6 protein-coding genes and 1 pseudogene are annotated in these 11,979 nt (G+C 73.3%); 5 read left to right on the top strand and 2 right to left on the bottom strand.

Going from position 1 to position 11,979, the window contains the following annotated elements; all coding sequences use genetic code 11:
- Both ACIQUT_RS20210 and ACIQUT_RS20205 read left to right on the top strand, forming a co-directional pair.
- Window positions 1-1,365, top strand: a pseudogene (locus tag ACIQUT_RS20210) (SUKH-4 family immunity protein); the annotation flags it as partial.
- Window positions 1,366-1,499: 134 nt separating this feature from the next.
- Window positions 1,500-2,381: a cellulose-binding protein gene (locus tag ACIQUT_RS20205; protein ID WP_403564289.1), complete on the top strand. Its 882-nt coding sequence runs from the start codon at window positions 1,500-1,502 to the stop codon at window positions 2,379-2,381.
- A gap of 102 nt (window positions 2,382-2,483) precedes the next feature.
- On the opposite strand, the gene ACIQUT_RS20200 is transcribed toward ACIQUT_RS20205, so the two are convergent.
- Window positions 2,484-3,308 (bottom strand): hypothetical protein, encoded by an 825-nt coding sequence (locus ACIQUT_RS20200; RefSeq protein WP_403564288.1) that lies wholly within the window; start codon window positions 3,306-3,308, stop codon window positions 2,484-2,486.
- Window positions 3,309-3,757: 449 nt separating this feature from the next.
- On the opposite strand from ACIQUT_RS20200, the gene ACIQUT_RS20195 reads away from it, so the two are divergent.
- The 3 genes from ACIQUT_RS20195 (at window position 3,758) to mfd (ending at window position 10,915) form a co-directional block, all read left to right on the top strand.
- Window positions 3,758-4,546: an ABC transporter ATP-binding protein gene (locus ACIQUT_RS20195; protein ID WP_403564287.1), complete on the top strand. Its 789-nt coding sequence runs from the start codon at window positions 3,758-3,760 to the stop codon at window positions 4,544-4,546.
- Window positions 4,543-7,137 (top strand): ABC transporter permease, encoded by a 2,595-nt coding sequence (locus ACIQUT_RS20190; RefSeq protein ID WP_403564286.1) that lies wholly within the window; start codon window positions 4,543-4,545, stop codon window positions 7,135-7,137. Before ACIQUT_RS20195 ends, ACIQUT_RS20190 begins: the two co-directional genes overlap by 4 nt.
- A gap of 223 nt (window positions 7,138-7,360) precedes the next feature.
- On the top strand, window positions 7,361-10,915 hold the full coding sequence (gene mfd / locus ACIQUT_RS20185) for a transcription-repair coupling factor (RefSeq protein ID WP_403564285.1): 3,555 nt from the start codon (window positions 7,361-7,363) through the stop codon (window positions 10,913-10,915).
- Window positions 10,916-10,971: 56 nt separating this feature from the next.
- On the opposite strand, the gene ACIQUT_RS20180 is transcribed toward mfd, so the two are convergent.
- Window positions 10,972-11,754 (bottom strand): hypothetical protein, encoded by a 783-nt coding sequence (locus tag ACIQUT_RS20180; RefSeq protein ID WP_403564284.1) that lies wholly within the window; start codon window positions 11,752-11,754, stop codon window positions 10,972-10,974.
- Window positions 11,755-11,979 lie beyond the last annotated feature (225 nt).

Below are 11,979 nucleotides of genomic sequence, written 5' to 3'. Positions count from 1 at the left end.
GTGGTGGCCGGTGGGCCGCCGGCGCCTCCCGGTCCTCCCGGTCCGCCTGGTGTTCCGGGTGGGTCGAACGGCGCCGGTGTGGGCCAGCCGCCCGCTCCTCCCGGCCCGCCCGGAGCCCCGGGCTCGCCGGGCGGCGGACTGGACCACGCCGCGACCATGCTGGCCGGCCCCGCCGTCGTCGGCGGGCCCCCCGCGCCCCCCGGCCCGCCCGGAGCCCCCGGCGCCGGTCAGCCGCCCGTGCCCCCCGGCCCGCCCGGAGCCCCGGGCGTGCCCGGTACGCCGCCGCACGGCATCGACCACGCCGCGACCATGCTGGCCGGCCCCGCCGTCGTCGGCGGCCCGCCCGCGCCTCCCGGTCCCGGACCGGCCGCCGCCGCGCCCTCCGGCGTACCCACCGTCGGCCCGGGCTACCAGGCCGTACTCCGCTACCGCGCCCCCGACGGCACCGAGCAGCAGATCATCCGCCGCTCGGCGCCCGGCACCCCGCACCCGGAGTGGCAGATCCTGCACGAGCTGCGCGCCATGAACGTGCCGCCGCAGCAGGTGCTGGAACTGCACACCGAGCTGGAGTCCTGCGAGCTGCCCGGCGGCTACTGCGCCCGGATGATCCGGGAGACCTGGCCGCAGGTCCGGATCACGAGCGTGGCCCCGTACGGCAAGGACCACGCCGGACGCCAGGCCGGCATGCGGCACCTGCTGACCCACCAGGGCGAGCTGCACCAGGTGGCCGACGGGCCGGCGCGCCCCGCGCCGGTGCGGGCGCCCCTGCCGCAGGCGCAGCTGCAGCCGGCGATCCCGCTGGACGCGATCGGCTCCGAGCTGGTCGGGGCGTTCGGCCCGCAGGGCGTGTTCCGGTTCGACCAGCGGGCGGTGTCCCGCCAGGGCGTGCCGGAGATCGTGGCGCAGACCCTGGTCTGGGCGGGTCTGCCCGTGGACTTCGGGCCGTTCTTCTGGGCGCAGGCGGTGCCGGGCCAGCCGGTGCCGACGCTGGCCGAGCTCGCCGCGCAGCGGCAGGTGCAGCCCGCGTCGGACGCGGGCTCGTACCTGGTCATCGGCAGCGACTTCGGCAAGGCGCTGTGCGTGCAGTACGGCACCGCGCACATCGTGGCCGTCCCGGTCGAGGGCGGTCCCGGTGGGGCTCCGGTGCCGCCGCAGTTCGTGAATTCGAGCCTGCCGCAGTTCGCGCGGTCGCTGGCGATGCTGGGTCACATGTGGCGTCTGCGGCAGCATCTGACGCCCGAACAGGCGGGCCGCTGGACGGTCGATTTCCAGGCGAATCTGGCCGGTCTCGACACCGCGGCACTGAATTCGCCCGAGAGCTGGTGGTCCGTGCTGCTGGAGCAGATGTGGGACGGGCTGCTCTGATCGGATGATCGGTTCAGTGGCCGGGCCGGGACCCTGGAACGGGGTCCCGGCCCGGCCATTCCGGCTTCTGGCCGCAAATGACGCATCCTTGACAGGAATCCCCGCGAGAGAGGCGCCCCAGGATGGCTGCACGCATGTCCCCTCACGGACAGGGTTTCGCGATCGTGCGCGTTCGCGGCTACCGGACCGACCAGGTCGACCGGTACGTCGCACGGCTGTTCGCGGGCCGTGACGAGGCCTGGGAGCGGGTGGCGCGGCTGACCGTCCTGGCCAAGCAGATGGAGGAGGAGGCCGAGCGGCTCCGCGACGCCGTCGCCTCGCTCGTCCCCCACCAGTACGAGGACCTGACCGAACGCGCCCGGCGGATCCACACGCTCGTCATCGAGGAAGCGGAAGCGCTGCGCAGCGAGGCGCAGGGCGATGCCGCGGACGCCATGGGCGCGGCCGAGGCCTACGCCGAGCGGTCGGCCGAACTGGCCCGGCAGGACGCCGAAGCCGTCCGCGAGCAGACCGAGGTCCGGGCCCGGCAGGGGGTGCAGGCCGCCGAACGCGAAGCGGAAGAACTCCTGGGGGAGGCCCGCGAAGACGCCGCGGCCTGGCGGGCCCAGGCGCAGGCCGCGCTCGTCGAGACCCGGCGGCGGGCCGACGAGCTGCTCGCCGAGCGGGAACAGGACCAGGCCGACCGGTGGGACGCCGCCCAGCGGGAACTGGCCCGGCGCGAAGCGGACCTGGCCGAGCGGATCGCGGAGATGGAGCGGCAGGCCGACGCGCGGCTCGCGGAGGCGCGGCGGGGCTACGCGGAGGCGGAGGAGGCCGCGCGGCACGGGCAGGAGGACGCGGAGGCGCAGGCCGCCGACCTGATCGCGCAGGCGCGGGTGCAGGAGGAGCGGATCGGGCGGGAGACGGAGCGGGTGCTGCGGGAGCACGCGGAGGCGGAGGAGGAGATGCGGGCGCACATGAGCCATGTGCGGGCGAGCCTCGCGGCACTGACGGGCCGCGCCGCAGCCGAGGGCTGAGCGGGGGTTTCCGCGCGGCGGCGCCGGGTCGCCTCAAACGCCGGCCGGGTACACCGCCCGGTCCCGCCGGCGTTCGAGGCGACCGGGAAGCGCGGGCCCGGGTCAGGCCACCGCGGCCGGGGCGTAGGCGTACGGGTCGCTGCGCAGGCCTCGGGCCACCACGACCACCGTGAAGGTGCTCGGCGGACCCTCCGGCAGCGGTGCCGTGAGGGTCTCCGGGTCCGGTTCGTACTGCGTCGGCAGGAGGGCCCCGTTCACCTCCACCCGCGCATCGGCGGTGAAGCCCCCGCCCCGCACGACCACGGTCCCGTCCTTCAACGTCACTTCGGTGATCACCGGGTTCGGCCGTGTCGCCATCTTGTTCACCAGGTACGCGCCGGCCGGGGCGCCCGTGAGCGCCCAGATCTCCCCGGGCAGGTCCGGCAGCCCGCCGCTCACGTCCGAGAGGAAGAACAGCACCACGTACAGCATGGTGACCACGCTGAGCGCCACGTACTGGAGGTCGACCAGGTCGGTGCGCCCGCTGTCGTTGGCGATCAGCTCCCGCAGGGGCCGTCGTCCCGAGTCCGTCGGCCGGGCGGCGGGTTTGGCGAGGGTGCCGTTCTCCAGCCGGATCCCGACGACCGCCTTGGCGGCGATGAGGGCCACGTACGGGCCGCCTAGCAGCGGCAGGTAGACGGTGGTGAGGGAGGACAGCGGGCCGTGCTCGCCGGTGAAGTAGCGGGTGCCGCCGCCGGTGGTGAGCCCGTAGGCGAGGATCGTCAGGAGCAGCCAGACGAGGATGACCGTCCAGGCGAGTGCGAGGACGGTCGAGGTGGAGAGGCGGCCGTCGCGGCCGGTGACGAAGGCGGGGCGGCGGCGGAGCCGCCAGCCGACCGGTCCGGCGACGGCGGCCAGTAAGGCCAGTGCGAGCAGTGCGGAAGCCATCTCTTCCCCCGGGCGATGACGCGGATCTCCGACCTCAGAGGTGTACTCCGTCAGCAGGGGCCATGACAAGCGCGGGTGCGGGTGGGCGGCCGGCCCCGAGTAGGGCGGCGGCGTTTTCCCTGTGCACGCATCTGCCGGAAACGCCTTCTCGCCGGGCTGTGACCGGGCGGTATCCCCCATCCGGTGTCCGTCGAAGGGGGTAGCTCCCCTAGGGGTTGCTCCGCAGAAGGAGCCAGGGGCTGTTCGTCCCGGCGGAGGAGGAGACCCGTTCCCGGGTGTCCTTGACTGGTTCATACGAGCGGGGTGGGGCTAACCCCCCGGTGGATACGGCGATCCGCACCAGGGCGCCGGCCGCCCTCCGCGGCACACACTTCGATCCGTCGGCCCGCACCGCGCCATCGCGCAACCGCACGGCCACAGCCACACGCATACGAACGAGGGGACGCACCGTGACAACGGCCATTACCGAGACCAGGCACGGAGGAAGCGGAGGGCACGCAGCCGTCGCGGCCCGGGCGCGTCGGGTCGTCAAGGCCTACGGCTCCGGCGAGACGCGCGTGGTGGCCCTCGACGCCGTGGACGTGGACATCGCGCGCGGGCAGTTCACCGCGATCATGGGCCCCTCGGGCTCCGGCAAGTCCACGCTGATGCACTGCCTCGCCGGCCTCGACACGGTGACGGGCGGGCAGATCTTCCTGGACGACACCGAGATCACGGGCCTGAAGGACAAGAAGCTCACGCAGCTGCGCCGGGACCGGATCGGGTTCATCTTCCAGGCGTTCAACCTGCTGCCGACGCTGAACGCGCTGGAGAACATCACGCTGCCCATGGACATAGCCGGGCGCAAGCCCGACCGGGAGTGGCTGCAGCGCGTGGTGGAGACGGTGGGGCTCGCGGGCCGGCTGGGGCACCGTCCGACGCAGCTGTCCGGCGGCCAGCAGCAGCGCGTGGCGGTCGCCCGCGCCCTCGCGGCCCGCCCGCAGATCATCTTCGGCGACGAGCCGACCGGGAACCTGGACTCCCGGGCGGGCGCCGAGATCCTCGGCTTCCTGCGCCGCTCGGTGGACGAGCTCGGCCAGACGATCGTCATGGTCACGCACGACCCGGTGGCCGCCTCGTACGCGGACCGCGTCATCTTCCTCGCCGACGGCCGGATCGTGGACGAGATGTACGCGCCCACCGCCGACCAGGTCCTGGACCGGATGAAGGACTTCGACGCCCGGGGGCGGACGTCGTGACCGTCCTGAGGACCTCGCTGCGCAATGTCCTCGCGCACAAGGGGCGGATGGCGCTGTCGGCGGTCGCCGTGCTGCTCTCCGTCGCCTTCGTGACGGGGACGCTGGTGTTCACCGACACCATGAACACGACCTTCGACAAGCTGTTCTCCAGCACCGCCGCCGACGTCACCATCGGCGCCCCCGAGCCCGAGAAGGGCGGCGGGGGCGAGGGCAGCGAGGGGATCCCCGCCAACGGCCGCCCGCAGGCCATCCCCGCGGACACGGTCGGGAAGGCCACCCGCGTCGAGGGCGTCCGGTCGGCGCAGGGCGCCGTCGTGTCCTTGGCCGTCACCGTGGTCGACGCCGGGAACAAGAACATCGGCCCCGCTTCCGGCGCCCCGACGATCGCCGCGAACTGGAACGACAACGAGCTGAAGGCGATGGAGGTGACCTCCGGCCACCCGCCGCGCGGCCCGACCGAGGTGATGGTCGACGCCGACACCGCGAAGAAGCACGAGCTGAAGATCGGCGACGAGCTGCGCACGATCACCGTCACCGGCGACTTCCGGGCGCGGATCAGCGGCATCGCGACCTTCCGGGCGACCAACCCCGGCGCCACCGTCGTCTACTTCGACACCGCCACCGCGCAGCGTGAACTCCTCGGCGGCGCCGGACAGTTCACCCACGTGTACGTGACCGCCGAGGACGGCGTCAGCGACGACCGGCTCAAGGCGAACCTGTCCGCCGCCCTCGGCGCGGGCACGTACGAGCTGCAGACCGCCAAGGAGGCCGCCGACGCGGGCCGCAAGGACGTGGGCGCCTTCCTCGACATCATGAAGTACGTGATGCTGGGCTTCGCGGCCGTCGCGTTCCTCGTCGGCATCTTCCTCATCTTCAACACCTTCTCGATGCTGGTCGCCCAGCGGACCCGCGAGATCGGCCTGATGCGGGCCATCGGCGCCGGCCGGGACCAGGTCAACCGGTCGGTCCTGATCGAGGCCCTGCTGCTGGGCGCCGTCGGCTCCCTCCTCGGTGTCGGCGCGGGCGTGGGCCTGGCCGTGGGGCTGATGAAGCTCATGGGCGGGATGGGCATGAAGCTGTCCACCGACGACCTGACCGTCCTGTGGACGACCCCGGCCATCGGCCTCGTCCTCGGTGTCGTCGTCACCGTCGTCTCCGCCTACATTCCGGCCCGCCGCGCCGGGAAGGTCTCCCCGATGGCCGCCCTGCGCGAGGCGGGCACCCCCGGCGACCGCAGGGCCGGCGCCGTCCGCGCCGTGCTCGGCCTGGTCCTCACGGGTCTCGGCGCCGGCGGGCTGCTCCTCGCGGCGGGTGCCGACGAGGCCAAGGCCGGCTCCCTGTGGCTGGCGGGCGGCGTCGTCCTCACCCTCGTCGGGTTCATCGTGATCGGGCCGCTGCTGGCGGGCGGCGTGGTGCGGGTGCTGTCGGGTGCGGTGCTGAAGCCCTTCGGGTCCGTCGGCCGGCTGGCCGAGCGCAACGCGCTGCGCAACCCGCGCCGTACGGGCGCCACCGCGGCCGCGCTGATGATCGGCCTGGCGCTGGTCGCCTGCCTGTCCGTGGTCGGCTCGTCGATGGTGGCCTCGGCGACCGAGGAACTCGACAAGTCGGTGGGCGCCGACTACATCGTCCAGTCGCAGAACGGCCAGCCCCTGGTCCCGCAGGCGGAGCGGGCGATGCGCGCCGCCGCGGGCCTGGACCACGTCACCGCCTACCGGATCGCCGGCGCCAAGGTGACCGCCCCCGACGGCTCCACCGCCGAGCAGAGCCTCAGCGTCACCGACCCGTCCTACGCGGGCGACGTCCGCCGGAAGATGAGGGCCGGGCGGCACGCGGACGCGTACGGGCCGGGCGTGATGTCGGTCGGCTCCGGGTACGCGGACAAGCACGGCGTCAAGGCGGGCGACGAGCTGACGGTCGCCTTCACCGGGGGCTCCACCGCGAAGCTGAAGGTCGCCGCCATCACCGAAGACGACGGCAACCTCGACAAGGGCGCCATGTACGTCGCGACGGCCACGGCCGAGCAGTACGTGCCGGCCGAGAGGATGCCCCGCCCGTTCATGCTGCTCGCCAAGGCCGTCGACGGCCAGGAGGCCGCCGCCTACACGGCGCTCAAGGACGGCATGGCCGCGTACCCGCAGTACAAGGTGCTCGACCAGACCGACTACAAGCAGGTCCTCAAGGACCAGGTCGGCACGCTGCTGAACATGGTGTACGGGCTGCTGGCCCTCGCGATCGTCGTCGCGGTCCTCGGCGTCGTGAACACCCTGGCCCTCTCGGTGGTCGAGCGGACCCGCGAGATCGGCCTGATGCGCGCCATCGGCCTCTCCCGCCGCCAGCTGCGCCGCATGATCCGCCTGGAGTCGGTGGTCATCGCCCTCTTCGGCGCCCTGCTCGGCCTGGGCCTGGGCATGGGCTGGGGGGTTTCCGCCCAGAAGCTGCTCGTCCTGGAGGGCATGCGGGTGCTGGAGGTCCCGTGGCCGACGATCGCCGGCGTCTTCGCCGGGTCGGCCTTCGTGGGCCTGTTCGCCGCGCTGGTCCCGGCCTTCCGGGCGGGGCGGATGAACGTACTGAACGCGATCGCCGGCGAGTAGCGGCGGTCGTCACGGGGGTGCGCAGGCCCCGGCGACCCGAAAGGGTGGCCGGGGCCTGCGCCGTGCCCCGACCGCCGCCGCCTTTTTGCCCCCGTCGACCGCCGTTCGGGTCCTGTCGTTGCGGGAGGTCCGGGCGGGGCGGCGGGCGTAGGGTGGGAAGCCCCGGCCCGCATGCGTGTCGGGCCCTTCGCGTTGCCCCTCCACCGGACGGAAAGCCTCCTTCATGAGCCTGCACGGACTGCTCGACGCCGTCACCCGGGACCCCGCCGTCGCCGAGGCGGTCACCGCGGCCGGGGACGGCAACCGCATGCACGTGGACCTCGTCGGCCCGCCCGCCGCCCGGCCCTTCGCGATCGCCGCGCTGGCCGCCCGTACCGGCCGGACGGTGCTCGCGGTCACCGCGACCGGGCGGGAGGCCGAGGACCTGGCCGCCGCGCTGAGGTCGTTCCTGCCGCCCGAGGAGGTGGCGGAGTTCCCGTCCTGGGAGACGCTGCCCCACGAGCGGCTCTCGCCGCGCAGCGACACCGTGGGCCGGCGCCTGGCCGTACTGCGCCGGCTGGTGCACCCGAGCAAGGACGACCCGGCCGCCGGACCCGTCTCCGTCGTGGTCGCGCCGATCCGCTCCGTGCTCCAGCCGCAGGTCAAGGGGCTCGCCGACCTGGTGCCCGTCAGCCTGCGGCAGGGGGAGAGCGCCGACCTCGGCGAGATCACCGAGGCGCTGGCCGCGGCCGCGTACGCCCGCGTCGAGCTGGTGGAGAAGCGCGGCGAGTTCGCCGTCCGCGGCGGCATCCTCGACGTGTTCCCGCCCACCGAGGAGCACCCGCTCCGCATCGAGTTCTGGGGCGACGAGGTCGAGGAGATCCGCTACTTCAAGGTCGCCGACCAGCGTTCCCTGGAGGTCGCCGAGCACGGCCTGTGGGCCCCGCCCTGCCGCGAGCTGCTGCTCACCGCGCAGGTGCGCGAGCGCGCCGCGAACCTGGCCGAGCGCCACCCCGAGCTGGGCGAACTCCTGAACAAGATCGCCGAGGGGATCGCGGTGGAGGGCATGGAGTCCCTCGCCCCCGTCCTCGTCGACGACATGGAACTGCTCATCGACGTCCTGCCGGCCGGGTCCATGGCCGTGGTGTGCGACCCGGAGCGGGTGCGGACCCGGGCCGCCGACCTGGTGGCCACCAGCCAGGAGTTCCTCATGGCGTCCTGGGCGGCGACCGCCGGCGGCGGCGAGGCCCCCATCGACGTCGGCGCGGCCTCCCTGCGGGGGATCGCCGACGTCCGGGACCGGGCCCGCGAGCTCGGCATGATGTGGTGGTCGGTCTCCCCGTTCGCCGCCGACGAGGCGGTGGCGCACGCCGCGGACGCGCCGTTTGCCGCCGACACGCTGAAGCTGGGCATGCACGCCCCCGAGACCTACCGCGGGGACACCGCCCGGGCCCTCGCCGACACCAAGGCCTGGCTCGCCGACGGCTGGCGCACCGTCTACCTCACCGAGGGCCACGGCCCGGCCGCCCGCACCGTCGAGGTCCTCGGCGGGGAGGGCATCCCGGCCCGCCTGGAGGCCGGCCTCGCCGCCCTGGAGCCGCACCTCGTCCACGTCGCCTGCGGCTCCCTGGCCACCGGCTTCGTCGACCCGGCGCTGCGCCTGGCCGTCCTCACCGAGACCGACTTGACCGGGCAGCGCACCGCCGTCAAGGACCTGGGCCGGATGCCGACCCGGCGCCGCAAGTCGATCGACCCGCTCACCCTGGAGGTCGGCGACTACATCGTCCACGAGCAGCACGGCGTGGGCCGCTACCTGGAGATGGTGCAGCGCACCGTGCAGGGCGCCACCCGCGAGTACCTGCTGGTCGAGTACGCCCCCGCCAAGCGCGGCCAGCCCGGCGACCGCCTGTACATCCCCACCGACCAGCTGGAGCAGGTCACCAAGTACGTGGGCGGCGAGGCCCCGACCCTGCACCGGCTCGGCGGCGCCGACTGGACCAAGACCAAGGCGCGCGCCAAGAAGGCGGTCAAGGAGATCGCCGCCGACCTGATCAGGCTGTACAGCGCGCGGATGGCGGCCCCCGGCCACACCTTCGGCCCGGACACCCCGTGGCAGCGGGAGCTGGAGGACGCCTTCCCGTACGCGGAGACGCCCGACCAGCTGACCACCATCGCCGAGGTGAAGGAGGACATGGAGAAGTCCGTTCCCATGGACCGCCTGATCTGCGGCGACGTCGGCTACGGCAAGACCGAGATCGCGGTGCGGGCGGCGTTCAAGGCCGTCCAGGACGGCAAGCAGGTCGCCGTCCTCGTCCCGACGACGCTGCTGGTGCAGCAGCACTACGGGACCTTCTCCGAGCGCTACAGCCAGTTCCCGGTCAACGTGAAGGCGCTGTCCCGGTTCCAGACCGACACCGAGGCCAAGGCCACCCTGGAGGGCCTGAAGGACGGCGCGGTGGACGTCGTCATCGGCACGCACCGCCTGTTCTCGCAGGAGACGAAGTTCAAGGACCTGGGCCTGGTCATCGTCGACGAGGAGCAGCGCTTCGGTGTCGAGCACAAGGAGCAGCTGAAGAAGCTGCGGGCCAACGTGGACGTGCTGACGATGTCCGCGACGCCGATCCCGCGCACCCTGGAGATGGCGGTGACGGGCATCCGCGAGATGTCGACGATCACCACCCCGCCGGAGGAGCGGCACCCGGTGCTCACCTTCGTCGGCCCGTACGAGGAGAAGCAGATCGGTGCGGCGCTCCGGCGCGAGCTGCTGCGCGAGGGCCAGGTCTTCTACATCCACAACCGGGTCGAGTCGATCGACCGGGCCGCGGCCCGGCTGCGCGAGATCGTGCCCGAGGCGCGGATCGCGACCGCGCACGGCCAGATGTCCGAACAGGCCCTGGAACAGGTCGTGGTGGACTTCTGGGAGAAGAAGTTCGACGTGCTCGTGTCGACGACGATCGTCGAGTCCGGCATCGACATCTCCAACGCCAACACCCTGATCGTCGAGCGCGGCGACACCTTCGGCCTCTCGCAGCTGCACCAGCTGCGCGGCCGTGTCGGCCGCGGCCGCGAGCGCGGGTACGCGTACTTCCTGTACCCGCCGGAGCGTCCGCTGACCGAGACGGCGCACGAGCGGCTCGCGACGATCGCCCAGCACACCGAGATGGGCGCGGGCATGTACGTGGCGATGAAGGACCTGGAGATCCGCGGCGCCGGAAACCTGCTCGGCGGCGAGCAGTCCGGCCACATCGCGGGCGTCGGCTTCGACCTGTACATCCGGATGGTCGGCGAGGCCGTGGCCGACTACCGGGCCTCCGTCGAGGGCCAGGCGGAGGAGGAGCCGCCGCTGGAGGTCAAGATCGAGCTGCCGGTCGACGCGCACGTCCCGCACGACTACGCGCCCGGCGAGCGGCTGCGCCTGCAGGCGTACCGGTCGATCGCGTCGGCCACCTCGGAGGAGGACATCAAGGCGGTCCGCGAGGAACTCACCGACCGCTACGGCAAGCTGCCGGAGCCGGTGGAGAACCTGCTGCTCGTCGCCGGCCTGCGGATGCTCGCCCGGGCCTGCGGGGTCGGGGACATCACCCTCCAGGGCAGCAACATCCGCTTCTCGCCGGTGGAGCTGCGCGAATCGCAGGAGCTGCGCCTGGGGCGCCTCTACCCGGGCACGGTCGTCAAGGCCGCCGCCTCCCAGGTGCTGGTCCCGCGGCCGAAGACCGCGCGGGTGGGCGGCAAGCCGCTGGTCGGCCGCGAGCTGCTGGCCTGGACGGGCGAGTTCCTCACCACCATCCTCGGCTCGTGAGCTCGTGAGCCCCCCGGCCGGCAACCGATGCTTTCGGTTCCCGGCCGGGGCCCCGCTCAGACCTTCACCGAGGCGGCCGGAGTCGGGAGCCGGTTGTACGGCTTGTCGTGGAGCACCTTGTACCACACCCTGTCGTGCGCCTTGCCGGCCTCCCGGTAGCGTTGGGTCAGGCTGGGAGCGGCCCCCGACAGCAGCACGTGATCGGTGATCCTGGCGCCCTGTGCGTCGGTGGAGGTGAAGACCGCCACCGGCCGGCCGCTGGACGAGGTGTCAGCGCCCCGCCGGATGTCGGTGCGGTCCAGGGAGTACGCCTTCGCCGGGGCGCCGCCCTCGGTGCACAACCCGGTGAGGCGGGCGGTCGAGGGCTCGTCCGCCGGCAGTTCGGCCCACTGGCCCGCCGCACGGGCCACCGCTCGTTTCGCGGCGTCGGCGGACCGGTCCTCGAAGTGGTTCTCCAGGAAGCCCGTGTCGCCCTTGATCAGCAGGACCCCGTCGCGCAGGTACAGCTCCGCCGAACCGGCCAGGATGGTCGTGACGCTGCCCGAGCACGATCCGTCGCTGCCGACGGTCAGCTCGGCCTGCATCTGCCGCTCGTCGACGGTCGTGTGCACCGAGGCCTCCTTGATGCCGGCCCGTTGCGTCTCCTCGTACGCGCGGCGCAGGACGGCGGCGGGATCCTGGCCCGCCAGGACGTCGGCCGTCGCGGTCGGCGACGGTGAGGCGGAAGTGGAAGCGGAGGCGGAGGCCGTCGTGGCCTTCCCCGGTTGCGGCCCGCAGGCGGCGCAGGCGAGCAGGGTCGCGCCGACGAGCGCGGTTGCCGCGGATTTCCTGGTGAGCATGGTGAGTTCCCCCCGGACAGGCAGTCGGAAGGCCCGAGGTTACCCGTGGGTATGTTCGTCCGTCGGCCGGACATCCGGCTCGCGGGCCGCGGCCCGGTGCCCCGGCGCGGGGCGCGCGGAGCCCCGGGGCGCGTCGGGGGTGCGCCGGGCCGGGGCCGGGTGCTGTGCGGCAAGCCTGCAACGGTTGCGGTTATCCCCTCACTGGCGGCCGGAAACGCTGTATAC

Source organism: Streptomyces sp. NPDC090445, assembly GCF_044769385.1.
Classification (GTDB): Bacteria; Actinomycetota; Actinomycetes; order Streptomycetales; family Streptomycetaceae; genus Streptomyces.
The sequence above is the reverse complement of the archived record's forward strand: the minus strand, read 5'-3'. Positions and strand labels throughout refer to the sequence as shown.

Coding starts and splice junctions, on each gene's coding strand:
- ACIQUT_RS20205 (WP_403564289.1), top strand. CDS start 1,500: ATGTCCCCTCACGGACAGGGTTTCGCGATCGTGCGCGTTCGCGGCTAC.
- ACIQUT_RS20200 (WP_403564288.1), bottom strand. CDS start 3,308: ATGGCTTCCGCACTGCTCGCACTGGCCTTACTGGCCGCCGTCGCCGGA.
- mfd (WP_403564285.1), top strand. CDS start 7,361: ATGAGCCTGCACGGACTGCTCGACGCCGTCACCCGGGACCCCGCCGTC.
- ACIQUT_RS20180 (WP_403564284.1), bottom strand. CDS start 11,754: ATGCTCACCAGGAAATCCGCGGCAACCGCGCTCGTCGGCGCGACCCTG.